Here is a 26,935-nt window from a genome sequence, read left to right on the forward strand (position 1 = left end):
CGAAATATTTTAGATGAGCAAGAGCTAAACGCTTCTGACAACCTATTTCCCAAACTATGTTGTGACATCGATGCTGCAGGCAAAGAGAAAGAACCATTAATGATTGCAAAACAGCAAAAAGAGGCAATTCTAATTGATTTAGAATCAAAAGAGAAGCTTATGCGTGACTTAGTATATGAGGAAGAATGTAAAGATAATCTGAATACATCGACTATAGAGCATAAAAGTGCTGTTGACTTTGTACCTTTAATAGGAGATTATGAAGATGACAATCAATCAATATACGAAAAAAGTGCCACTGCTTCAACAGAAACTGTTGCACAGGGTCTAAATGCCTCTGATAGCCTTTCTTCTTCCAAACCATATTTTTATAGTGAATTTGGCAAAGGAAATACTGCAGATGAAAAAGAAAAACTGCTAATACAACAAAGACAGGCAATCGTGGTCGGTAGTGCTGGTGTAGTGTTACTGGTAAGCAGCATTGCATTGTATATCATGAAAATGCCTGTAGTAGTAGCAGTTGTGGGAATAGCTGGATCAGCGTGTATAGGTTTTGCGCTGTATAATGCCATAAAGCCCGGCACAAAGCTAGAAAAAGTGGAAGATATAGAACAACCAATTGTTAAGTTTTCTTTAAACCAGATATAAATTCAAAAGAGTGGTAGAATATTAATGATCACCAAGCAAAAACTTTAAAAAACGAAATAAGATAATCTATTTAGAAGAATCTCTGAGTTAGGTAGTGTTAAATAAACTGTGTCAAACCGAAAAAAAAGTAATAAATTGATATAAAAAAATGGAGGTTTGACAATGAGTCAGAAAGTAGTAAACAGAACTACCGGATTGGTAGATTATAAAGAATTAGAAACAAATATCCTGTCGTCTGTACGAGAAGGAAGACCGTTGACAGGAAGAGATGGAGCATTAACACCGTTTATAAAAAAGTTGCTGGAGGTAAGCCTGGAAGGTGAAATAGAAAACCACTTGTCGGCTAAAAGCGAAGAGAATAATCTAAGAAATGGGAGGAATGCAAAGACTTTACGTACAAGCGCAGGGTCATTTGAGCTTTTGACGCCAAGAGATAGGGAAGGAAGTTTCGAACCACAAATAGTCAAAAAAAGGCAAACAAACCAGAGCTTGAAACGAAGATTTTGAGCACATTTGCCAGTGGTATGGGCTATAGAGATATAATGTCACATGTTGAGGAAATTTATGATCACAAAATATTGGCGGCAGAGATATCAAGTATTACTGACAAATTGCTACCAGTAATCAACGAATGGCGTAGTCGCCCGCTGCAGTCTGTATATCCGATAGTTTTTATGGATGGCATGTTTTTTAAAGTCAAAGAGGACGGGCATTGCGTAAGTAAATGCATGTATAACATATTAGGAATAGATCAAAATGGCAAAAAAGAAGTATTAGGTTTTTATTTGGCTGAAAGTGAAGGAGCTAACTTCTGGTTGGGAGTGCTAAATGACCTCAAAGAAAGAGGAGTAGAAGATATCCTTATTGCCTGCGTTGATGGGCTGAAAAGCTTTCCTGCAGCTATAAACAGTGTCTTTCCTAATGCGGAAGTGCAGATGTGTATAGTGCATCAGATACGCAACTCACTGAAGTATGTGGCCAGTAAAGATGCGAAGAGTTTTTTGAGCGATTTAAAGAAGGTATATCAAGCTTCAAGCAAGGAAATTGCCGAGAATTATCTGTTGGAATTGGATGAAAAATGGGGCACAAAGTACCCTATGGTTATAAAATCTTGGCAGAATAATTGGGAAAACTTGTCTGGTTATTTTAAGTATTCTGGTCCAGTTAGGAGGATAATCTACACCACCAATCCCATAGAGGAGCTACATAGGCAAATTAGGAAATTCACTAAGACCAAAGGCTCATTTACCAGCATAAATGCCTTGTATAAGCAGGTATATTGTGCTATAAAGAAGACAGAGGAAAAGTGGACGATGCCTGTACATGATTGGGCATTAACTATCTCTCAACTTGATGTTTTCTTTCCTGGCAGATTGAAAATTGAGTTGAACTAAAAATGCAGTTTGACACAGTTTATTTGTATCCGTTCAGGAGAGTGGTTTAAGAAACAATAGATAGGAGGTTTTGGAAAGGATTGAGACCCCTTTGTTTCCAAGTTAAGTATAATGAAATTATCCGCTCAAGGAATGTATTTCCCCGCTTTGATTGTGTAAAATATGAGTTTTTGCGATAAACGACATAATGCCGAATTTGCCGTTCAGCGTGGTTATTTGTCAGCGGAATATTTTCTGGGTCATCTAAAAATTTCCACATCATTCTTTCAGATCTCAGAACATTTTTTGCAACTCGAGAGGCTCCAATTGCTTCAGGTAAACGAGATATCTCCTTCAAGTAATACTTTGTACGTTTTCTTAATTTTCTGGCACGTCTGACAAACCTCAAAACATCTATCTCACTTTTTAGTAAAGCTTTTTTTAGTGCAAATAATTCAGTGGCCACGTTTCTCAAGTAACAACCCAGAACTTTAACTTCAATATTCCAACTATGTGCTAATCTTTCAAAATCTCTTGATAAATGTGCCCAACAGATTTGCCTGTTTTTATCGGCAAAATAATTGTATGCTGCATACCTGTCAGTTATTACCAAGCTATTGCGATTGCAGAATTTACTATTTTGTAAAACTTTCATTCCTCTTGACTCTGTAAATTTTACAAAACTTGCCGTATTGCTTGCAAACATCCAACACCAAGCGAGTTTACCTTTGTTATAATGGCTCGTTTCATCAATATGTAGAACTTTACTCCTACTTATCTCTTGTTCGATCTGCTCATACATTTTTTTGCATTTTGAAGCAACTCTATGTTCACTATTTGATATGCTACCGACGCTTATGTTCAAATTGAAGATATCATTTACGACACTCGCTATTTCGCGTTTTGAATTTTTGTAGAATCCGCTGAACGCTGCAATTATTGACTTAACCCTTGGACCAAATGTATCTGGCGTAACACCTTCCGGTAACTTGCTACTTCTTCTCTTTCCGCATCTCCGACAACGGCCATGTTCTAACTGATATTCCACTACATAAGGCTTGATTTCTGGAAGATCAACTTTCTGATGAATATATGGTTTTTCACATATTGCAATTTCTCCTCCGCATTCGCAAGTATTAGGCAACTCTATCTTTACTACTTTATCTGCATCCATGTTGGCGCGAAAACTTCCTTTATGACCAACCTGACCGCCAATATTCCTTTCGCTTTTCGGCTTATTCTTTTTTATTTTATACAACTCTTTGGAACTTGGTATTGATGAATTTTTTGAGCTTAAACCGAGTCTTTCTCTTAACTCAGCATTTTCTATCTTTAAAGCCTTATTTTCTGCTTTTAAACTTTCATTCTCTTTTTCCAATCTTTCTATTTTTGCTTCTAACCTTTCTATTTTTTGCTGTAAATTTTTGCAAAGTTCTAAAAGGTTTACCATATTATTTCACTTTTGCTCTATGATTATCTTTTTAGATCACCTTGTCTACCTTATTCTGCCACTCCGCTGAACGGATACGTTTATTTAACACTCCCTAAAAAGACAAAATATCGGAGCTAATGATAATGTTTCTACTTTTGAGAATTTCACTATGCTAATTGTTCTATAATTCCCATAATCTCAGTTTTAACGATCTCCTTCTACCACAATTTACAGATGCAACAGAACCTAATTTGTATCATCAAAGTCCCCGACCACACGTTCTTGCATTTACTTTTAGTAGCTGATTTTTATTAACCTCCTCTATAAAGCTAGATGGATTTTCTATTGTATAATCCGACTGTTTAATAGTCTTATCTAACTCTTCAAATACGCTGCTATTTCTTTTAAAACATCCATCTTCTATAGCTGTTAAAACACTTTTTCCCCCTAAAAGACAATTCTGTCCTAAACTTGATTTATTCTCTAATTTGTTAAATCTTACTTCATCGACAAGCCTCACATCTATTTTATTACTATTTTCCTTATTAGGGAATAGATAGATACTTATCTTTCCTACTTCAGTGGTAAAAGACATCTCAATTCTATCTTCTGAAAGGTCCGTATAATTTCTACTTCCTCCTATATTTTCAACTCTAATTATACTTTTTCCAACGTGAAGTACACCAATGTTTAGTTTTAAATCTTTAGCTTTTTGGTTATTTAATACCCTTGCAACTTCAATAGTACTATTTTGTGGATAACCTATGTAAAAATGTCCATTGTCTATTTCTAAATCAAAGTTATGTTTATTGATTTGCTCACTTTTTTTGATAATACTTTCAAGTGCTAACTCTTTCAGCCTTGAAAGGTTTGCGTCTCGTTTACTCAAAGTGTCTCTATCTGAACAAATTACGTTGACGAAATCTTCATGCTCTTTTTCACTAAATCGATTTAAAGGTGCACCTTCTGATATTGTCTGAAATATTTTTTTCTTGTCCAAAAACTCATGAATTCGAGTAGTGTCAGCAGATAAATATAGCTTTGGGAATATGTCAGCTATACTATCTATCAAGGACATATCAGATTTATATGGAAAAGTGAACATTATCCCTTGTTCCAGTGCTTCGCTTATAACTTTATCAAGTTCTTTATCGCACTCCTCATAATCTTCTTCGCTACCAGAGTAACCTAAATTGTCCAGACAATCATGGATCTTATTTATTTTTTGCCAAATACTTTCATACTTTTTTATTTCTACTGCATTTAATTTTATTTTTGCTAAAGAAAAAGAATCTTCTTTGCGCATTATGTTTGCATCGTAGAATAGTTGACTGTAACGCCTACCAAAACTTTCATCATAATCAGGGCAAGGGCTAACATTGTCACTTCCACTATCCGTTCCATTCCACACTTCAATCTTGTAGTCAGTATTTTCATGGTCTTTATCTTCACTTGTTCGATAATATTGATTGTTCTCTATTCCTTCGTATATCCTGGTTGATCCTTGATCATCATTGTCATTAACATGCCTAGTTTCTACTTCAGGTATAAATTGAGGTTCTGCTATTTCTTCTCTTACGTTTTCTCTGTTTATTTCATCTGCAAGAGACACTTCATTACTAATATAGAAATTTTTCTGTTTTAAACTCTCGTCTTCCTTCTGCGGTCTTTTAAATTCTGCAAATAGTTCTTCATACTTTGATAAATAAATACAAAATTGATCTCTTACGTCATTAAGTTCCATCTCTTTTTCTAATATCTGATTTTCATAATCACCTTTTAAATTCTCTATGCTGTTTATCAGCACTGTACTTTCTTTTCCTACTCTATTTAACTCATCTTCAGTAAAATCCAGTTTTTGCCGTAACTCTTCATTTATTTTGTCTGTTAACTGAATTTCACTCTTTGCCTCTTTTAATTGATTATTTAAGTTCTTAATTATATCACTTTTGTTCTGAGTTTCTAATAATAATATTTCTACTTTCTGTTTTAGCTGTTCGATGTCTTGATCATTTTCAGTTAAATTTCTCGTCCTTCTTTGTAATTCAACTTCAAGCCTTTTAATTTTCCCTTCTAGGGTTTGCATTTCTCTGGTAAGTTCACTTACTTCTTCGTAATACTCTTCTACTCTTTTCTTATAGTGTTTTTGTAACTCTACATTTTTTTTAAGATCAAAATTTTCTTGTTGTAGATTTTCTATTTTACTTTTCAAACTATCTATTGCTTGATTTTCTTCATTGCTAATCTCAAATACCTCTTCAGGAAAATCTTCAAATTCACAAGATGAATTGCCTTCAAGGTCGTTACTACCAAATAAATTATATTGTACTACCTGCTTTAAACTAAACATACCTATACCCCCTACTAAAATAAACAAGTAATATATTGTATGCGCTATATATCATAAATAAAATCAATTTGAATATAATCTATTTACTAATTCGTATTGTGAATTTTTATAGAGTAGGTTTAGGTGTAAAATATTATAATACTATTAAAGCAGGTGAATAAAGCACAGTCTTTTTGAAAGGATAAATTTAATGAAAAGACCATACTAATTAGTGTTATAAGGAATTGAATTATTTACTCCCTCAAAAAAGGTCATATATTTGTGAGAACAAGTTGCGTAAAATAAGATTGTAAAAATAAAAACGTAAGGTTATTGCAACGAAGTTAGGCAAGTAAGTTCGTATATAAATATGGCTGAAGCAAGCCAATATGGCTGATTTTAGCGTATGGTAAAGTTGCTATATAAAAAAGTTCGTATGTATCGATTGGTAGTCCAACGCATTCCAAAACGAACAGTTCTCATGCTAGCTGCTTTTTGTTGCTAGAAATGGTTGTATCAATTAAGTTTTTATTGAAAATTACTAGTAAATTAATAGTGATTTCGCAAAAAAGTTAAGGCAATTTTTATGATTAATTTTTTATAAAAAAATGTTGCTTTATAGAAATATTCAAGTAATTATATGTACAGCGGTATTTTATTAGCTTAAGCGATATGACAGTTTAGGAGGACTTACAATGCAATTTAATTCAGGGGGTATTGGTAAAGATTCTTTAACATATCAAAATGTTAAAAATCTTTCACTCAAAGAAAATAGTATACGTAATCCAAAAAAAACAGGTAAGGAAAATAGTGAATCAGCAGCAATTAGTGTTGCTAGAGTCGGTGCAAGTGTTGAAGAAAAAACTGCTGCAAGAAGTTGTCCTTACGCAAGGAAGACTAAAACTCGAATTGAAAATCTTCCACCCAAAAGAAATAGTATACGTAATCTAGATTTAAACAGAATAGGTAAGGAAAATAGTGAATCAGCAGCAATTAGTGTTGCTAGAATCGATGCAAATGCTGAAAAAAAAACTACTGCAAGAAATCATCTTTGCAAGAAGAGGGCTGGAACTCAAGTGGAAGAAGATCTTGTATTTCCTAAAAAAGTGAAGACCTTGTTATTTCGTGTAGAGGGTTCTAATTCAATAATAGGGAATCAAAATGAACTTAAAGTCCGTCAAGTAGAAGCTGAGTTAGATAAAGCAAGTAACTTACTTGAAGAGAAACAAAGTAGCTTTGACAGCCAAGCCGTTCAACCGGAAGAAAGTAAGACAAAAATAGAGGAAGCTCAGAAAGAGATTTCAGATGAACGAGATCAGCTAGAGCGAGAATTGGAGGGAAGTAGCAATGCTGCTATAGAGTTGAATAATAAAGTGAAAGAGTTGAATGATAAGGTTAATTCAATAACCAATGAAAGAAACTGTTTAAATGGTCAAATAGAAACTCAGTTGCTTGAGAAGAATAAGGAAGCTTATGTAGAGGAACAGTTAGCAAGAAAGGAAAGTGAAATTGGTAGGCTTAATGATCAGCTCAGTAAAAGCTATCAGCACATTGAGCAGCTTAAACAAGATAAAAATAAAAAAGAGGAAGAGCTTTTAGATCAACAAAATAAAGTTAAGGAGTTGAATGATAAGGTTAATTCAATAACCAATGAAAGAAACTGTTTAAATGGTCAAATAGAAACTCAGTTGCTTGAGAAGAATAAGGAAGCTTATGTAGAGGAACAGTTAGCAAGAAAGGAAAGTGAAATTGGTAGGCTTAATGATCAGCTCAGTAAAAGCTATCAGCACATTGAGCAGCTTAAACAAGATAAAAATAAAAAAGAGGAAGAGCTTTTAGATCAACAAAATAAAGTTAAGGAGTTGAATGATAAGGTTAATTCAATAACCAATGAAAGAAACTGTTTAAATGGTCAAATAGAAACTCAGTTGCTTGAGAAGAATAAGGAAGCTTATGTAGAGGAACAGTTAGCAAGAAAGGAAAGTGAAATTGGTAGGCTTAATGATCAGCTCAGTAAAAGCTATCAGCACATTGAGCAGCTTAAACAAGATAAAAATAAAAAAGAGGAAGAGCTTTTAGATCAACAAAATAAAGTTAAGGAGTTGAATGATAAGGTTAATTCAATAACCAATGAAAGAAACTGTTTAAATGGTCAAATAGAAACTCAGTTGCTTGAGAAGAATAAGGAAGCTTATGTAGAGGAACAGTTAGCAAGAAAGGAAAGTGAAATTGGTAGGCTTAATGATCAGCTCAGTAAAAGCTATCAGCACATTGAGCAGCTTAAACAAGATAAAAATAAAAAAGAGGAAGAGCTTTTAGATCAACAAAATAAAGTTAAGGAGTTGAATGATAAGGTTAATTCAATAACCAATGAAAGAAACTGTTTAAATGGTCAAATAGAAACTCAGTTGCTTGAGAAGAATAAGGAAGCTTATGTAGAGGAACAGTTAGCAAGAAAGGAAAGTGAAATTGGTAGGCTTAATGATCAGCTCAGTAAAAGCTATCAGCACATTGAGCAGCTTAAACAAGATAAAAATAAAAAAGAGGAAGAGCTTTTAGATCAACAAAATAAAGTTAAGGAGTTGAATGATAAGGTTAATTCAATAACCAATGAAAGAAACTGTTTAAATGGTCAAATAGAAACTCAGTTGCTTGAGAAGAATAAGGAATTTGATGAGTTTAAAAAAGAAAGAGATACCCTAACTAATCAGGTTCAAGAAAAGAAAAATGAACTCAGTGCGAAAGAGGAAGCATTTTCAAAAGTACAAACAAATGCGCAAGATCTAACTTATGAGGTTAATCAGAAGGATCAGCAATTAGAGCAGGTAGTGAGAGAGAAGCAGAGATTAGAAGCAAAGTTTCGGGGTTTAAATGAAAAGTATTCAGAAGTAAAAAACAAAGATAGGGGGTATATTGAAAATTTAACTTGTAAACTAAGACAAGCTAAAAGTGAGTTTATCGATAATGAAAATAAGCTGAGTGACCAAATAGAAAAATTGAAGGAAGAAAAGGAAATTTTACTTGAACAGTTAAGGGCGAAAAGTACAGGTTCAGCATCGTTCAGAAAGCAACAATCAAAAATAGATAGCCTTAAACAACAGATTAAGCAAAAGGAAGAACCGAAGTCTGTCAGAAATCTAGAGCAGTTGCAGAACATATCAGGGCAGAATAAAATTGAAACTACAGTACCTGAAAATAGTGCAGAAAGTGAACTTAATTCTACTCGGTTGACAGAATTTGAAGGAAATAACATACATGTACAAGCTTCTGCTGCACCTGCTGCAACGGTAACTTCAATGAATGTAAAAAATATAGAAAAAGTTCCTGTTATGCTGGAAACTCCATCTGATAAAAGCGGAAGTCAAAAACTTGTTTCTGTTCAACAAGAAATGTCTTCGGTAGCTAACGAAAGCTCTGGACAAGTGAATGGTTCTCAAACCAATGGCATGCAGCCTAATAATTCAAGCAATGGAAGTATTATTGTAACACAAAGCGTACAAAAAAATAAGTGGCCTACCACAGCTACATGGAAATTAGCGATAGCTGGAGTGCTTGCAGGAATTGCTGCATCAGTTGCATATTTTACTTTCAGTGCTAGTTTGCTGGTAACAGGAGTAATAGCAGGTGTTGGAGCTTGTTGTCTGGTTGCTGCTGCAATTGTATATTATTGTAATAAACCTTCAAGTTCACTTGAAAAGAGTAGCATCGATAAAGTTGCAGTCAATGGATATACTGCAGCAGCAAGTTGTGAATAAATACAGTGGTCTATTATTGAATAATTTGCTATAATTATTCGATTATTAATAAATGAAAGCTTGGTAGACCATCCCATCCCAAAGAAAAATGTTCTCACGGGTAGCGGTTTTTGTTGCTGGAAATGGTTGGATTATTTAAGTTATTAGCAATATATAATACTAAATTAATAGTAATTCATTTGAGAACAAAAAGAAAAATTTATGATAATTTTACATTTCAAATGGATATTGTTCTTTTTATAAAAAATATTCCTATACTATGTAAGGTCAAGTTCTAATCACATCAATTTTTCTTCCAAATTAAATCTTATCGTATCCGTTCAGGAGAGTGGTTTAAGAAACAATAGATAGGAGATTTTGGAAAGGATTGAGACCCCTTTGTTTCCAAGTTAAGTATAATGAAATTATCCGCTCAAGGAATGTATTTCCCCGCTTTGATTGTGTAAAATATGAGTTTTTGCGATAAACGACATAATGCCGAATTTGCCGTTCAGCGTGGTTATTTGTCAGCGGAATATTTTCTGGGTCATCTAAAAATTTCCACATCATTCTTTCAGATCTCAGAACATTTTTTGCAACTCGAGAGGCTCCAATTGCTTCAGGTAAACGAGATATCTCCTTCAAGTAATACTTTGTACGTTTTCTTAATTTTCTGGCACGTCTGACAAACCTCAAAACATCTATCTCACTTTTTAGTAAAGCTTTTTTTAGTGCAAATAATTCAGTGGCCACGTTTCTCAAGTAACAACCCAGAACTTTAACTTCAACTATGTGCTAACCTTTCAAAATCTCTTGATAAATGTGCCCAACAGATTTGCCTGTTTTTATCGGCAAAATAATTGTATGCTGCATACCTGTCAGTTATTACCAAGCTATTGCGATTGCAGAATTTACTATTTTGTAAAACTTTCATTCCTCTTGACTCTGTAAATTTTACAAAACTTGCCGTATTGCTTGCAAACATCCAACACCAAGCGAGTTTACCTTTGTTATAATGGCTCGTTTCATCAATATGTAGAACTTTACTCCTACTTATCTCTTGTTCGATCTGCTCATACATTTTTTTGCATTTTGAAGCAACTCTATGTTCACTATTTGATATGCTACCGACGCTTATGTTCAAATTGAAGATATCATTTACGACACTCGCTATTTCGCGTTTTGAATTTTTGTAGAATCCGCTGAACGCTGCAATTATTGACTTAACCCTTGGACCAAATGTATCTGGCGTAACACCTTCCGGTAACTTGCTACTTCTTCTCTTTCCGCATCTCCGACAACGGCCATGTTCTAACTGATATTCCACTACATAAGGCTTGATTTCTGGAAGATCAACTTTCTGATGAATATATGGTTTTTCACATATTGCAATTTCTCCTCCGCATTCGCAAGTATTAGGCAACTCTATCTTTACTACTTTATCTGCATCCATGTTGGCGCGAAAACTTCCTTTATGACCAACCTGACCGCCAATATTCCTTTCGCTTTTCGGCTTATTCTTTTTTATTTTATACAACTCTTTGGAACTTGGTATTGATGAATTTTTTGAGCTTAAACCGAGTCTTTCTCTTAACTCAGCATTTTCTATCTTTAAAGCCTTATTTTCTGCTTTTAAACTTTCATTCTCTTTTTCCAATCTTTCTATTTTTGCTTCTAACCTTTCTATTTTTTGCTGTAAATTTTTGCAAAGTTCTAAAAGGTTTACCATATTACTTCACTTTTGCTCTATGATTATCTTTTTAGATCACCTTGTCTACCTTATTCTGCCACTCCGCTGAACGGATACTGCTAATTTCTCTATTATAAATACTTAAATTATAAACTATTTACTCTTTAATTTTGGTTATTAGTACTGCGATCCAGAGGTATTCCAACATCACTCACTTCAGAAGAGCAAAGTACTCTGATAATCTGGAATTTCAAAGTAAGGTCTCGATATTACTTCTTTTATAACCTAACGAAAATCTGAGTTCAGAACATAAAACCAGTCCCTTAATATAACTACTTTGCTGTTCCCTTACTATCATTTACAAAGAAGCCCTTATATTTTTCTACTAAATCTGGTCTTTTCTTCATCTATATCTCCTTCTACACCTAGAACTCTATTCGCCAATTCCCTATTCTCTAGAGAAATAAGTAATGCTCTATATCACCGTCAGAAATTAATCTGCCGCACCGAGAACTGATAGACCTTTTTATCTTTCCCATTATCTCTTTTCTTGGGGTGAGTAAAACAATATATTTTTCCACATAGTTATAAGCTGGGAACCATAAAAACAGCTTCATGATCAGCCATTTTAAAAGTTCGATCAAGTTCAATATTCCTAAGCGTTGTACTTGCCTTATATGAACAATAACATCCCAATGTAAGGAAAGTTAATGCAGTCAAAGCAAGTGAAATAGATATTCCTAAATGAGACATTGTTAAACTTGTGCCAACAGCAAATACTCCAGATAGTATAAGAGAAGCAGAGGCATAAATTATTTGCTTTCTACTCTGAGCTCTTGCTTCTGAGAATTGAGATTTTACTGCTGAACTTTGTTCAGAGACTCGAGATAGGTTGCTAGTCCTTTTACTATAACCTTGTTTTACATTAACACCCACAGACTCAGTGGCAACTTTTGAATCCATCTCATCCTGGATTGATATATCAATATTTTCCGGCTGTTCATTAGCTAGAATAAGCTCATCATGCAAATTTTTTACAGAGCAAAAATGTGAGGGATCGATACTAAAGCTTTCTTCAATGCCTTCTAATCGTTTATTCTCTTCCTTTAATCGTTCTATATTTCCTCGTAATATACTATTTTCTAATAGCAATTCCTCACATTGTTTCCCTTTTGCATCTATCTCTTGTTCCAGCTTTACTAGTTTAATTTCATAGTCTTTACATAACTCAGCTTTTCCTTCCGGTATATCTGCATCCTCCACTTGTATACACGAATCTTCGGTTTCTCTTTTTGTCTTTTCCGCTCTTAACAAATACTCATAATCATCTTCTAACCCATTTATTTTTTGCATTAATCGTTGATTGTTCTCATTCAGCCCATTTATAACTTCCTGCATCTTTTCTTTTTTATTAAATAGCAATTCCTTTTCTTCTTTCGCTGTAGCAAGTTTTTCCTTAAGTTCATCATTTTCTGCTAGAAAATCTTTATTCTCTTTTTCAAGTTTATCTACTTTTTTCTCTAACTCTTGAACACTGTTATCTAAGGATTCATTCATCTTTTCCAATCCCTTCAATTTTTGTTCAAGATACATGCTTTTAGAATCACTTTGTGGTAATCTTGTACCAATATCTACGAGAATTTCTCCTACAAAATCCATAAACTTTTTGAAATGTCTCTCATGAACTATCACTTCTTCACTTAGTGTAGTATTACCCAGCTTTTCCATAATTTCTTGGATTTTTTTTAAACTATTGGATAATAGCTCCATTCGTTCAACAATTTTAGTTACTTCACTTACGTTCAATTCATCACTCAGATCTGCATTACTAGTATAATTCTCACCAGTGGTAACTAGGTTAGATGGATTGGCAGGTTTAATCGGGGTACTCGTATCAACAGAAGCTCCAAATGGCATAAACAGTGCACTTCGGCTGCTCTTAATCGATCTACCTAGTGAAGGTATATCACTATTATAAAGTGTTCTATCACCACTAGAGGCAACTTGCTCTTGTCTATAATTTGTAGAAGTTCCTGTTGGACTAGTACCATTTTTCTGATCTTCTCTACTGCTTTCATTCGTAAAGCGCTTCACTCCCATTACCCTCCTAACATTCTCTCCAAGTTCTTCTCTTTCGATTATAATACGAGATTCATTTTTTTCATAGTTAATTTTATCATATAATTGTTCACATTCTTTGTAGGACAATATTGGTTGTAGCGTCTTCTTCTTTACTTCTTCATCGTAGAAAGCTCTCAGCTTATCATTTGATAATATTGCTATAGCTTCTTTTACATCAGGATGCAATTGAGAATGCCCATTTTTGCATGAATGAACACGGTTCAGTAGAAAAATCTTAACAGAGTGTTGCTTGTATTCCATAATTTCCTCTAATGTAATCCCCATAACTTTTTCTTGTGATTCTATGTATCCTAGAGCTTCTTCAAAGTCTTGTCTGTTAGAGGTGAGAGGTGAGAGGTTGAGCTTTTTTTAACTTTTTGATCTCACTATCTTTTGGATGCACACCATTAACTTCAATAACAGGGATAACACTTGCAGAGTCAATCGCATTTAACACAATACTACAATCATCTTGATTTTTTAGGAAAGCTTTTAGCTGTTTTTTAAAGTTCAATAAATTACTTAATTTATCTTCATTAGTTTTAGATTTTTTGATTTGATCATAAACGTTTCTGGCTGCTTGGTTATTCTCTTTATCAGTCCTTATTTTACTTTCTAACTTACCAAGGAGTTTGCTCAGTGGTTTTTTAAGTTTCTTATAATCGTTAACAAGCAGTTCTCTTATCCGTCTTTCAAAATCTCCTTTTTCTTTGAATCTCAAAACAGTATATAGATCATCTTCAGCCCTCTGCTGATCGGATTTTGTATTTACAACCATAACCTTACCTAACACTAACAGATACTGCTGAACAGAACTTAAGGGCGAAGTTAAAACACACTTAGTTAAAGTCATAAGCACTTCTCCAATTAATCTTACTAATATTCTTCTGGAAAACAACATATCTACTGACCTTATTCTTGGGAATATAAATAGAAAAAGTGCATCACCTATAGTCTCCAGAAAACCTGGTGTTAGCTGTCAAATTAAGATTTCTAGAAAATACTCAATAATTCCAGACAGATTTCTCTAGGCCTGACCAGAACGTTTGGGTATCAAATAGGTCTTTCTGGAGTAATTAGGTGTTGTAACTTAGTTACAAATTTAGTACCATAGCGTTGTTTTCATGATATAGGGAGGTTTAAATGCCAATAGAAACAAAACGTCAGGCTGAAGTGCTTAAAAAGCTACAAGATGTGATAAAACATACAGATCGTGACATTGCGGCTGGAAGAAAGTTAGCTATTAAAAGGTGGGTCGAGACCTATATAGAGTATATCAAACTTTTTAAGGATGATAAGCTGGAATTCTTATATAATGTTTTTCGAGATGAAGGTTGTTGGTTAGGTACAAGGTTAAATAATACTGTTTTAGGTCAGAAATTGACTGAAGAGAAAATAGGAGAAATCGATAACCCACTACCAAGGTATGGTATGGCATCTAGGTACTGTATAACGGGCAAGATAGGTGATTTTTTCAACAAACAGTTTGTACTCTCTAGAGGTCAATTTACTTCAGAAGAGGTAGATAGTCAAGGTAATCCGATCAGTGATCAATATGTAAGAAACATTCTGCTATCATCCATGAAGAGAAATGGTCCTGTGTTTGATTTCTGGATCGATAGAGAATCTGGGGAATTAAAGAAGTATGATGCAGTAGAAGGTTTTGACAGTGCTGTAAAACTTAAGTGGAGCGAAGGGGTAGAGTATTTTTATAATCAGTTAGAGGAAAAAGATAAGGAGAAGAAGCTTACAGAAGCTATTGTTGCTCTTTCTCGTCCTCAATCTGTTGAGAAAGACGCTCCTATTTTAGATTTTTGTGTAAGGAATATAGGCGATAAAGATACTCTTTTACAGAAATTATTGCAGAAAGATAAGGGAGTATATTCCCTTCTTGCTGAATTAATAGAGTCATGTTTTTTTGATACGGTTCATGATTTGGTACAGTGCTGGTGTTATAAAGGCGTTTCAGCAGGAGGAGACTGTTCGGACAAGATATTCTCACAGCAAGACTATGAACTTTTTCTTTATTCACTTTCAAATGTGATGTTGAAAAATCCTGAGTTAAGTGTTCAAGCTAGATCCCTTATTATGGAGATTTGGAAATGTGAACGCTTTGCTGAATACAGAGAGACCTCTGTTAATACTTCTAATTATACAGTTCCTATAAAGAGTGTACTTGGGGGATTAATCATTAATTGGAAACGAGAAGATGTTTGTAAGCCCGATAGGGAAATAGAGAAAGAAGAAATATTAGATATGATTTCATTTGCCAAAGGTTGCTTTCCTGAAAAGTTTGACCTTTTTAAAGAAGTCATGATAGAAAATCTTAGAATATGTGGTAGGGAAGGAAAGAGGAAAGGTGTAGATTACGGCAAGTTTGCAGAAGAGTTATTTCTTCAGTTAGAGAAAGTAACTTTACCTTCTGTAGGTGATGGTCCTTGGAATAATTTGCGGTCTCAATCTAAGGTATCTTTGCCACTTGATGGTTCTGGTGATGGCCCACAGTCTGAGTTTGAAGCTCCTAGTGTGAGTGGTATTTCTGGTTCTCATAAGAAAAGAAGAATCTAGTCTACTCATTAATGTGAGTGGTTTTTCTGGTCTTAGCAAATAGAGAGGTGCTTTGTGTCTTTAATAAGAAGTTTAGTGGATGGAGATCTTGATGGTTTTAGACAAGAGTTTGAATCCTTTTTAGATCAATGTCCATTTTTCTTGTATCATGTAAGTACAGGACGTTTCCTTCCTGTATTCTTTTTCAGTATGTTTGCTACTGCTCATGATGCTAATATCTTAAAAGCAAATGAGAGAGTGTATTTTCGTTTTGATAATCATGGTATTGATACAGGTGGTAGAAATAGAAATACAGGGAACCTAAAAGTCGCTGTTTATCGTGACGGACAGCAAGTTGTCAGATGCTACAGTATTTCTGATCGTCTTAATAGTGATGGGTTAAGGTTCAGTACAAGGGAAAGAAATGCTCTAGTGCGAGAGATTAGAGGGCAAAATCCAAATTTAAGGGAAGAAGACCTAAATTTTGAGCAATACAAAGTATGCATGCATGGAAAGGGCAAGATTCAGGGAGAGGCGATTGCAACAGTATTCGAGGTGATTCGTGAAAAAGATTCTCAAGGTAGAGATAGATTTGCTAAATATTCAGCGTCTGAGATTAGCCTTCTTAGGCATATAGAACGCAATAGGCTTAATGGGATTAATGCGCCTGCGCCACGCAGTTTGTTGACAGTTAAGGAAATAGGAAGTATACGACTCAATCAAGATCAGAGAGTACAGCTTGGTCATTTGGTCAATTTTGTGCAAGTTGCACCGGGTCAGCAAGGGATTTTCAGTTTTATGGAAGTGCTAGCAAGTAACCAAAGAATAAATATAGAACGTGGAATAAATGAAGGAATTTTGCCATACATAACTCGAATCTATCGTAGTTACCTAGGCAGCCTACAAAATGACATTCAAAATCGCAGTCAAAAGTTTGAGAGTCACGGATTTTTCTTAGGTTTGTTGGCAAATTTTATTCATCTCTACACAATAGATATTGACCTTGACTTGTCTCCTGGAAATTCATATGTTGCTTTTCTTATATGTCATCAGGCAGAGAGAGAAAACATTCCTATCGTTATTAATGTTACTAGATGGAGGACATCGTCTGATATTGCATTAAACCGCGCTAGAGCTGATGCTAAAAGATTACATGCTTCTTCATTTATATCTATTCACACTGAATCAAGAAATGCTGTTTGTATTGGATTAAATTTTAATCTGAATATAGATCCTTTTAGTATTGATACAGTAGAGTTTTTAGAGAATAGATTTCCTTTGGTACAAAGATTATTTGAGTGTTTGGAGGATGAAGGAATTAGAGAAAATATTAGAGATTTCTTGCTTCAACATCTTCCTAACGAAATACCAAGAAATGCAGAGAATTATAACAGAATATTTGATTGCATAACTGGTTTTGCTTTTGGGAATAGTATTTTAGAAGAGTTCAGATTAGTAAACGCAGTTCAACAACGTGTAAGAAAGTATATATTTAGATATGGTGATGAGAATCATGCTTTAACCATGGTCTTCCATACTCAAGGTTCTGATATAGTTATACTTCATATTAGAGATAACAACGCTGTACAACAAGGAGCCATCAATTTACAAGATCTTAATGTTGACGGAAATAATGTTCATGTACGGGAAGTTTCATGCACACTTAATAATCAACTTGGCCTTAATATTCATACAGATAACCTTGGTTTATATCACAATTACCAAAATAATAATGCAAATAATTTTCTTGGTGGTAATCTTGTGCAAGTGCCTAATGCTGGAAATGTGCATAATGCTTTAAATCAAGTTATGAATGATGGCTGGCAAGATAGATTTCAGCATCAAGAATTATTTAGAAACATTTCTGCAGTATTAATGCCAGAAGATACGCATGGCAATATGATAATAGATGTAAATAGCAAAGATAAGTTTCGCTCTATACTACATGGTACATTTTATGCTAGTGATAATCCTTATAAAGTGCTTGCTATGTATAAAGTTGGTCAAACATATAGTTTAAAAAGGTGGCAGGAAGAAGAAGGAGAAAGGGTAATACTTACAAGAGTTACAGAACAGAGACTAGATCTTCTATTATTAAGACAACCTACAGCAGATACTCACCCAATTGGATATGTATTAGGATTTGCTGATAATGCAGAAGAAGTAGAACAGGAGCAAGACGAGGCAAGGTACAAAATAACAGAATTGATGAGCAAACAAAGGGGATATTTGCCTATTACTTCTGGAAATGAGGTGGTTTTGTCTTATGCTGTATTTAATAGAGGTGCACAGAGAGCAGAAGACTTTATATCTCTTCCACAACAAGCAGTGTATGTACATAGACTTGATCGTCGTGGTCATGACTCAAGACCAGAAGTATTAGTGGGACCTGAAAGTGTTATTGATGAAAATCCACCAGAAAATCTATTGTCAGATCAAACTCGTGAAAATTTCAGGCGCTTTTACATGGAAAAAAGACCAGGACAGAACTCGATTTTTTTGCTTGATATAGATGATAATCTGCACGTTCCATTTAGTTACTTGCAAGGTACTAGAGCACAGGCAATAGAAACATTAAGGTCAAGAATAAGGGGAGGTGGTACTTCTACAGCACAAGGAATATTACAACAAATAAACACTATCCTTCGTAGAAACAACGCTCGTGAAATAGAAGATGTGCATAATCTACTTGCACTAGACTTTGCAACAGAAAATCAAAATTTCCGTTATTGGCTACAAACTCATGACATGTTTTTCGCTGCACGACAATATACTTTCCATGATGATCGATCTAATCCAACTAATGATCGTCATGATTTTGCAATAACTTCAGTAGGAGTCGATGGAAATCAAAATGATCCAACAGGTAGGGACTTATTAAGTAGTAACATAGATAACTTTAAACAAAAAGTAGATTCGGGTGAAAAAGATAGATTAACTGCTATTATTAATGTAGGTAATCGTCATTGGGTTACATTAGTTATTGTCCACCAAAATGGAAATTATTATGGGTATTATGCTGATTCACTTGGTCCAGATAGTCGTATTGACAATAATATTCGAGGAGCTTTAAGAGAATGTGATATTAGCGATGATAATGTCCATGATGTTTCCGTTCATCAGCAAACAGATGGCCATAATTGTGGCATATGGGCATACGAAAATGCTAGGGATATTAACCAAGCTATTGATCAAGCTTTACAGGGAAATAGTAACTTTGGAGAGAAAGGTGAAGGTATTATAGGTTATATACGTGGTCTTCTTAGTGCAGGAATTGGAAATGACACTAGACAACCTCAAAGAAATGAACAATACTTTAGAAATCGGAGAAGAAATATTTCACAATTATTCCAAAATGATTCTCTATCTTCTCCTAGGGGTAGATTGATTCAAGGTCGTCCAGGAATTCAACATGAAATTGATCCATTACTATTACAATTTTTAGAACTCCAATATCCACAGCGTGGAGGTGGGGGAGCATTGCAATTAGGCGGAGAAAGAGTGATATCAATTGATTTTGGTCCGCAATCTGTATTGGATGAAATTGATGGAGTGAATAGAGTTTATGATCATAGCAATGGTAGAGGCAGTAGGTAGAGGTTAATAGGTGAATGAAGTATTTCTTTACTCCATATTTACGCGTTGGTTGTAATGGGTCTTTTAATTTATTTCTGCATATTTTTTTTGGGGGGTTGTTTATTAACAATAATATAGAAGATATTAATAAAGCTTTTGTCCGTAAAGCACATTCATGAGAGCGATATTTTCTTAAAATCAGCTAGCTTTAGATGCTGAAGTTGTGTACCGTTTAGAATAACTTCCTTAATTTTGGATATAAAATAATTTAAACGTAAGATCCACTGTAAAAGATAAGATGTATCCGTTCAGCGGAGTGGCAGAATAAGGTAGACAAGGTGATCTAAAAAGATAATCATAGAGCAAAAGTGAAATAATATGGTAAACCTTTTAGAACTTTGCAAAAATTTACAGCAAAAAATAGAAAGGTTAGAAGCAAAAATAGAAAGATTGGAAAAAGAGAATGAAAGTTTAAAAGCAGAAAATAAGGCTTTAAAGATAGAAAATGCTGAGTTAAGAGAAAGACTCGGTTTAAGCTCAAAAAATTCATCAATACCAAGTTCCAAAGAGTTGTATAAAATAAAAAAGAATAAGCCGAAAAGCGAAAGGAATATTGGCGGTCAGGTTGGTCATAAAGGAAGTTTTCGCGCCAACATGGATGCAGATAAAGTAGTAAAGATAGAGTTGCCTAATACTTGCGAATGCGGAGGAGAAATTGCAATATGTGAAAAACCATATATTCATCAGAAAGTTGATCTTCCAGAAATCAAGCCTTATGTAGTGGAATATCAGTTAGAACATGGCCGTTGTCGGAGATGCGGAAAGAGAAGAAGTAGCAAGTTACCGGAAGGTGTTACGCCAGATACATTTGGTCCAAGGGTTAAGTCAATAATTGCAGCGTTCAGCGGATTCTACAAAAATTCAAAACGCGAAATAGCGAGTGTCGTAAATGATATCTTCAATTTGAACATAAGCGTCGGTAGCATATCAAATAGTGAACATAGAGTTGCTTCAAAATGCAAAAAAATGTATGAGCAGATCGAACAAGAGATAAGTAGGAGTAAAGTTCTACATATTGATGAAACGAGCCATTATAACAAAGGTAAACTCGCTTGGTGTTGGATGTTTGCAAGCAATACGGCAAGTTTTGTAAAATTTACAGAGTCAAGAGGAATGAAAGTTTTACAAAATAGTAAATTCTGCAATCGCAATAGCTTGGTAATAACTGACAGGTATGCAGCATACAATTATTTTGCCGATAAAAACAGGCAAATCTGTTGGGCACATTTATCAAGAGATTTTGAAAGGTTAGCACATAGTTGAAGTTAAAGTTCTGGGTTGTTACTTGAGAAACGTGGCCACTGAATTATTTGCACTAAAAAAAGCTTTACTAAAAAGTGAGATAGATGTTTTGAGGTTTGTCAGACGTGCCAGAAAATTAAGAAAACGTACAAAGTATTACTTGAAGGAGATATCTCGTTTACCTGAAGCAATTGGAGCCTCTCGAGTTGCAAAAAATGTTCTGAGATCTGAAAGAATGATGTGGAAATTTTTAGATGACCCAGAAAATATTCCGCTGACAAATAACCACGCTGAACGGCAAATTCGGCATTATGTCGTTTATCGCAAAAACTCATATTTTACACAATCAAAGCGGGGAAATACATTCCTTGAGCGGATAATTTCATTATACTTAACTTGGAAACAAAGGGGTCTCAATCCTTTCCAAAATCTCCTATCTATTGTTTCTTAAACCACTCTCCTGAACGGATACAATTAGCATGTATCTAAATTTGAGCAGCAAATACCTTGAAATTACCATCAATTCAGTAAAATTGAAGAGTTTTAATGGTTTAATCATGTAAAGTATTCAATAAACTGCCGTTTTTAAATTTTATCAGACTCAGTTAAAAGAGTGGAGATTTTAATGATTTACCTCAAATCTAATTAAGAGTTAAAGTGAGAAGATGTTTTAGTTTTTATGCACCTTCCTCTCTACTAATTAAGGCGTTCTTTTTATTTGCGGCTTTTCAGACGTACGATTCTGCTTAGCAACCAATCCGGTACTTCTCTACCCTTTTCCCACTTAGCAAACCTCATCTTTTCTTTTAGGTAGTACTCTCTGTAAGCTTTTACTGAATGACTAGACTTATATTGATCTGGTAACGCCTGTACAAAAGGCTTTATATCGGTTGATTGAAAAACAAGCAAATTCTTATTACTATCACACCAATCTATAACTTCTTCTGATCTATGTTTTCTTTTATATCGCCAAGTATACTCTTTGCACAGCTCCCTTCCGTATTTTATTAACCAGAAAAAGTTCCCTTTGGATTGTCTAGCCCATAGAGAACAAGGGTGGTTTTTGTGAGTAAGTTTATATGGAACTTCTATATTCTGGTCTGTGATGCTGACTAAAGGATTTGGCACTTTTAATGCTATTGAAAAAACATTACTCAGTAACTGAGCAGTTTCTAATAGCATTTTTACTATATGCTTATCACATAACATTTTTGCCGCAATCTCTGGGTTTTCATCTAGTACAAAGATGTTCATCTAAACATCCAAAGAGCTTAAGTCTTTAATTTCATTAGCTGTAAGACCAGTAGTTTGAGCTATGATATCAATAGAAACTCCTGCTTTAAGTAGATTCTTTGCAACTTCAATTTCCCTCTCTTTTCTGCCTTTTTCATGTCCGATGAGGATGCCTTTTGCAGTAGCATCATCAAGTTTTTGAGCAAGGACAGCCTGTTCATCAAGAATACGTTTTATTTCCTGTTCATAGGCAATAAATTCTTTTTCTGACCAGTTGAACCTATTTAGTTCTTCATAGGCCTTTTTAATTATTAGATCACTACCTATTATTTTTTCCAGCTCTTCTTCACTAGTCTCATCTGCATATTTAAAGAAGTAGACCCATTTCTCAACAATACTTGAAAGCTGATCTTCTTTGGTTTTTGGAAATTTAGGCAACTCAATAAATATAAAGTAAAAATCTTTTAGATCATGTTCATTAGTATCTTCATCGCGAATGGTATGCTTTGACTTATACTCAGACTTATCAGGAAATAAAATACAGTCTGCTATAGCAATAAAGATAATTTCCTTAAGGTCATGATATTGATCGCCTTTGTCAGCCTGTCTTGAATAGGCTTTAGCAGCATAGTATTGAGCACGTTTTTCAAAGCCCTTAGTTTTAGCGACCTGCATTTCGACTATCACTTGCAGCCCATTTTTATCTCTACAAAGAACATCAACAATGCTTTGTTTTTTAGAAGCAATATCAGGATCTTGAATAGTACTTAAAAACTCTATATCCTGTATTGCATTTGTTCCAGCAAAGCCGAGAATATCATTAAGAAAGTGAATAAGGATATCTTTATTTTTTTCAGTACCAAAGATGCGCTTGAACGATATATCATTCTTGGGATCGAGAAATTTCGAAAGAGCCATGAGAAAAAAAACTAAAAAGCATTAATGATTATACACAATTATGAAGAAATATTCAACTAAAATTCAAACATGTTAGTCAGAAAATGATTTACTCAGAAGGACTAGCATTTTAGGCTTTATAGGGTTTCTATACATCTTTATTACAATTATTTCTGTTTTGAAATTAGTGAAGATGCCTAATAGAGATTGATTTTTATTAACATTAAAGCTATATCTTCATCAGACTGAGAGTTGGAAATATGGCAATAATTCTTTTAGATACAAAAACTATAAACCGTATAGCAGCGGGAGAAGTAATAGAGAGGCCAGCAAGTGTAGTAAAGGAATTAGTAGAAAATGCAATAGATGCTGGAAGTACAGAAATAGAGATCAAAATAGAAAGTGGTGGGCGTAACCTTATAACTGTGACAGATAATGGAAATGGAATAGAAAAGGACGACTTAGAACTAGCATTTATGAGGCATGCCACTTCAAAATTAAGCGGTAGTGAGTTAATAGAAATCAAGCACCTTGGGTTTAGGGGAGAAGCTTTACCTTCAATTGCAGCAGTAAGCAGAATGAAATTATCGTCTAAGGCAAGTGGAGCAGATGAAGCATGGTCTATAAGTTATGAAGGAGGAGAAAAAATAGGGGAAATTACACCTTGTTCTTTGCTACAGGGTACATATATTGAAATTCGTGACTTATTTTTTGCGACACCAAATAGACTAAAATTTCTAAAAACCGAAAGAGCAGAAACACAAGCTATAGTTGATATTGTAAATAACTTAGCAATGATTAACTATAGTATTGGGTTTACTCTCACTTCCGGCAATAAAAAGTTCTTAAAATATGTTAAGCAAACTTCATTATTTAACAGATTATGTGAAACAGAAGAAGAATTTCAGAGCAATTCGTTGGAAGTTAAAGAGGAAGAAGAAGGCATCAAACTTAAGGGACACATCTGTAAACCTAATGTCAATCGTGGCAACTCAACTCAGATTTATACGTTTGTTAATGGAAGGCCAATAAAAGACAATCTACTTGTTGGTGCAATTAGATATGCGTATCACGATTTTATTCCAAACAATAGGTATCCTTTTGCAGTGTTGCATTTAGAAGTACCATATGACCAAGTAGATGTAAATGTGCATCCAAATAAATCGGAAGTAAGATTTCAAAATAAGAGGTTAATATATGAAATAGTGAGAAGAGGGCTAATAAAAGCGTTGTCAATGAGAATAGGTATCTCTTCAGTAAGTGATATTGATGGATCTAGGTGTCAGGGTATTGGAGAAGAACTGGGTGGTTCGTCTTTTGATGTTAGTGAAAGTCAAAGGAATAATGAGCGTGTTAATAATGGAAAAAGCAGAGAAGTAAAGGGGCGAAAAGAATTTTACGAAAGAAGGCCAAGTCCTTTTGATAATCAGCTAATGAAAGAATTCAATGCACCAGATGAAAGAAGGCAAAGCTTACCAGAAACGTTTAAATATGGAGAATCTCCACCCCAAAAGGGAACGATGGTTCTAGAAAAGAAGCAAATTAATTTGATAGAGGATCACCCTCTAGGATATGCACGCTGTCAGGTCTACAATACTTACATTATTGCTGAGGCTGGAGATAGGCTGATTATAGTAGATCAACATGCAGCCTATGAGAGGTTGATATACGAGTGCTTAAAGCAAAAATCAAGCATAAAAAGACAAAAACTTCTTCCTGAAACAGTTGAAATTAAAAACCAAGCTGGAGTGGGGATGGTTAAAACTTATAAAGATGAGCTTTTTGGAATGGGTTTTGATATTGAAATACAATCAGAAGATAAAGTAACGATAAAAGAAATACCTGCAATCTTGGGAACAATAGATATAAAAGAGATGCTAGTTGATATAGTAGATAAGTTAATGGAAATGGAAGATACGTTGCCAATAGAGGATAAGGTGAATAAAATATCAGCCACAATCGCTTGCCATGGAGCAGGAAGAAAAATGAAATTGGAAGAGATGAATGAGATACTAAGACAAATTGAGAAAACTCCATATTCTGGTCATGAAAGACCAACTTATATAGAAATGAAACTAAGTGATATAGAAAAATTGTTTGAAAGGAGATGAGTTCAGTTTGTCAAAAAGGTTCCCAATTAAGTATACGTAACAGCTCTTCTGGTTATGGAGTATAAAATGTGAAAAAAGAGAATAAATGCTCTAATTTTTTAGATTACAAAGTAATAGGACAGGAAGTAAGAAATCGTAGGTTAGCAAAGGGATATACTCAAAAAGATTTAGCAAAAAAAATCGATACAACATATCAGGTAATACTGCAATATGAAAAAGGAACACGCAGAATTTCAATTAAGAAGTTATATGAATTAGCAGAAGCATTATCAACAACTGCTAGAGATCTAGCTTGCGGACAAGAAGTATCAAATGAGGAAAGGTATGAGGAAGAAGAGATATTAGATCTAGTAAGAAGACATAAAGAGATTAAGGACCAAGAATTACGTGAAACGTTTTATTTATTAACTAAATTCATCCGTATTAGTGAGGAAGAAAGTGGAAAGGCAGTAAAAGTAGAAGTGGCAAAGGGTTTAGTTAAGGAAGGAGTTTCTGCTCATGTTATCTCTCAAACGACCAGTTTATCTATTGATGAATATGATAATGATGAGAAAAAAATTTCTATTCCGTATAAAGTAGGTCAAAGAATAAAAGAATGGAGATTGATACGAGGATACACTCAAGAAGATTTAGCAAGCAAAGTGGGCGTAATAAATCAAAGAATATATGAATATGAACAAGGACGAGCTGCTGTTTCACTTGAAATGTTAGATGAAATAGCAAAGATGCTATTAATTAATACTACAGATCTGCTTCCAGAAACAAGAGAAAATGAGAATAGTGAAGTGGAACTATCAAGGTTAATAGAAGAATACAAAAAGATTAAAAGCCAAGAATTACGTCATGTACTAATAAAATCTCTGTTTGAAAGCATACAAGTTTGCAAAGAGAAAGTGAAGAGAGTAGAAAAGATGAAAATTGCAAAGAATTTAGTTAAGGAAGGAATTTCTATCAATATTATTTTAAAAACAGTAGGCATCTCTTTAGACGAAATTCAACAAATTTAAAATAAAAAAATCAGTATCTATTAATATCTTTACTTTTTGATGAAAAAATAAGTAAAAAAGATTGAAAAATTGATTTGACTTCACTCAAAAGCTATGGCTTTATGCCAATGCTGATAAAAAACAGCAGTAAATATAAAAAAAAAGTTTGTTGTTAGTGAAGGGTAAATTATATGAATAAAAGTGAAGATCGTAGAAAAGAAATAGAGTATAGAATATTACAAGGTGAAGAAGCAGTTTTTAATAATGAGGTTTTTGAAATGCTGCTCAATGCAGTGCATGATGGAACCCAAGCTCAGGTTATTTCGAAAAGATTAACAGATCATTTTAAAGGGGTGGGAAGGATTTTAAGTCAGGAAATGGATGATCTAAAAATTATAGAAGGGGTAACCGATTCTACAGTGGCAATAATTCGTGGTGCTAGTATGCTTGCGAATCGTGCGTTAATAGAAGAGGTAGAAAAAGGTCCAGTAATAGATAACTGGGAAAAGCTAACGGATTATCTGCAGGCTAATATTGGTCATGCAGAGAGAGAAAACCTTAAAATAATGCTTTTGAATAAAGGGTTCTATCTAATAGGAGAGGAAACATACGTAGGCACAGTGAGTCAGGTACCCATCTTAGTAATGGAAATAATAAGAAAAGCAGTACTTGCAAGAGCAACATCAATGATAATATCTCATAACCAACCTGGAGGAACTGTAAAGCCATCAGAGCGAGATAAGGCTATGACTAAAAGCCTAGCTTCAGCTTGTGCAATCATAGGTATAAAGTTAGTAGATCACATTATTGTTGCAGGGAACGATTATTTTAGCTTCAAGGAAAGCGGATTGTTATAAGCTTTTGTTTTCGAATTTTGTTTTAACTGTAAAGATCCTTTTTTTATGTTTTGACTTTTATTAATGTGTCAAAAAGTATTTGCATATCCAGGATTTATA

The 26,935-nt window shown here is 34.1% G+C and carries 13 protein-coding genes and 3 pseudogenes; 9 read left to right on the plus strand and 7 right to left on the minus strand.

The window, feature by feature from the left end; all coding sequences use genetic code 11:
- Positions 1-99 precede the first annotated feature (99 nt).
- Together AACH21_RS03225 and AACH21_RS03230 are read left to right on the plus strand one after the other, a co-directional pair.
- Positions 100-648: a hypothetical protein gene (locus tag AACH21_RS03225; RefSeq protein ID WP_338482756.1), complete on the plus strand. Its 549-nt coding sequence runs from the start codon at positions 100-102 to the stop codon at positions 646-648.
- 162 nt (positions 649-810) lie between these two features.
- Positions 811-2,042: pseudogene (locus AACH21_RS03230) on the plus strand (IS256 family transposase).
- A gap of 46 nt (positions 2,043-2,088) precedes the next feature.
- Here AACH21_RS03230 and AACH21_RS03235 read toward each other — a convergent pair.
- Both AACH21_RS03235 and AACH21_RS03240 read right to left on the minus strand, forming a co-directional pair.
- Positions 2,089-3,471, minus strand: a complete 1,383-nt coding sequence (locus tag AACH21_RS03235) for an IS66-like element ISWen3 family transposase (RefSeq protein WP_007548562.1) — start codon at positions 3,469-3,471, stop codon at positions 2,089-2,091.
- Positions 3,472-3,712: 241 nt separating this feature from the next.
- Positions 3,713-5,803, minus strand: a complete 2,091-nt coding sequence (locus AACH21_RS03240; RefSeq protein WP_338482757.1) for a hypothetical protein — start codon at positions 5,801-5,803, stop codon at positions 3,713-3,715.
- Between the two features lie 674 nt (positions 5,804-6,477).
- Between AACH21_RS03240 and AACH21_RS03245 the strand changes: the two genes are divergently transcribed.
- The gene (locus AACH21_RS03245) at positions 6,478-9,537 is read left to right on the plus strand and encodes a hypothetical protein (protein WP_338482758.1); all 3,060 of its coding nucleotides are present in this window, start codon (positions 6,478-6,480) and stop codon (positions 9,535-9,537) included.
- Positions 9,538-9,870: 333 nt separating this feature from the next.
- Here the strand turns inward: AACH21_RS03245 and AACH21_RS03250 are convergent.
- From AACH21_RS03250 to AACH21_RS03260, 3 genes and pseudogenes are all read right to left on the minus strand, one after another.
- Positions 9,871-11,245, minus strand: a pseudogene (locus AACH21_RS03250) (IS66-like element ISWen3 family transposase).
- 546 nt (positions 11,246-11,791) lie between these two features.
- Positions 11,792-13,612: a hypothetical protein gene (locus tag AACH21_RS03255; RefSeq protein ID WP_338482759.1), complete on the minus strand. Its 1,821-nt coding sequence runs from the start codon at positions 13,610-13,612 to the stop codon at positions 11,792-11,794.
- 52 nt (positions 13,613-13,664) lie between these two features.
- The gene (locus AACH21_RS03260) at positions 13,665-14,228 is read right to left on the minus strand and encodes a hypothetical protein (protein WP_338482760.1); all 564 of its coding nucleotides are present in this window, start codon (positions 14,226-14,228) and stop codon (positions 13,665-13,667) included.
- A 242-nt stretch (positions 14,229-14,470) separates the two neighbouring features.
- Here AACH21_RS03260 and cifA point away from each other — a divergent pair, with 242 nt between their 5' ends.
- The 3 genes and pseudogenes from cifA to AACH21_RS03275 all read left to right on the plus strand — a co-directional run bounded on the left by cifA (position 14,471) and on the right by AACH21_RS03275 (position 21,203).
- Positions 14,471-15,895 (plus strand): cytoplasmic incompatibility factor CifA, encoded by a 1,425-nt coding sequence (cifA, locus tag AACH21_RS03265; RefSeq protein WP_155968735.1) that lies wholly within the window; start codon positions 14,471-14,473, stop codon positions 15,893-15,895.
- 75 nt (positions 15,896-15,970) lie between these two features.
- A complete protein-coding gene (cifB, locus tag AACH21_RS03270) occupies positions 15,971-19,471 on the plus strand; it encodes a cytoplasmic incompatibility factor CifB (protein ID WP_338482807.1) in 3,501 nt (1,166 codons plus the stop codon).
- A 357-nt stretch (positions 19,472-19,828) separates the two neighbouring features.
- Positions 19,829-21,203, plus strand: a pseudogene (locus tag AACH21_RS03275) (IS66-like element ISWen3 family transposase).
- Between the two features lie 263 nt (positions 21,204-21,466).
- On the opposite strand, the gene AACH21_RS03280 reads toward AACH21_RS03275, so the two are convergent.
- Both AACH21_RS03280 and AACH21_RS03285 read right to left on the minus strand, forming a co-directional pair.
- On the minus strand, positions 21,467-22,006 hold the full coding sequence (locus AACH21_RS03280) for a pyrimidine dimer DNA glycosylase/endonuclease V (protein WP_010082266.1): 540 nt from the start codon (positions 22,004-22,006) through the stop codon (positions 21,467-21,469).
- Positions 22,007-22,903: an Rpn family recombination-promoting nuclease/putative transposase gene (locus tag AACH21_RS03285; RefSeq protein WP_010962719.1), complete on the minus strand. Its 897-nt coding sequence runs from the start codon at positions 22,901-22,903 to the stop codon at positions 22,007-22,009.
- A 239-nt stretch (positions 22,904-23,142) separates the two neighbouring features.
- Between AACH21_RS03285 and mutL the strand changes: the two genes are divergently transcribed.
- The 3 genes from mutL to AACH21_RS03300 all read left to right on the plus strand — a co-directional run bounded on the left by mutL (position 23,143) and on the right by AACH21_RS03300 (position 26,836).
- Positions 23,143-24,993, plus strand: a complete 1,851-nt coding sequence (mutL, locus tag AACH21_RS03290) for a DNA mismatch repair endonuclease MutL (protein ID WP_338482761.1) — start codon at positions 23,143-23,145, stop codon at positions 24,991-24,993.
- Positions 24,994-25,061: 68 nt separating this feature from the next.
- Positions 25,062-26,000, plus strand: a complete 939-nt coding sequence (locus AACH21_RS03295; RefSeq protein WP_264687001.1) for a helix-turn-helix domain-containing protein — start codon at positions 25,062-25,064, stop codon at positions 25,998-26,000.
- A gap of 170 nt (positions 26,001-26,170) precedes the next feature.
- Positions 26,171-26,836: a RadC family protein gene (locus AACH21_RS03300; RefSeq protein WP_141456736.1), complete on the plus strand. Its 666-nt coding sequence runs from the start codon at positions 26,171-26,173 to the stop codon at positions 26,834-26,836.
- Positions 26,837-26,935 lie beyond the last annotated feature (99 nt).

It is taken from the genome of Wolbachia endosymbiont (group A) of Ophion costatus (assembly GCF_963969245.1).
In the GTDB taxonomy this organism is placed as follows: domain Bacteria; phylum Pseudomonadota; class Alphaproteobacteria; order Rickettsiales; family Anaplasmataceae; genus Wolbachia; species Wolbachia pipientis.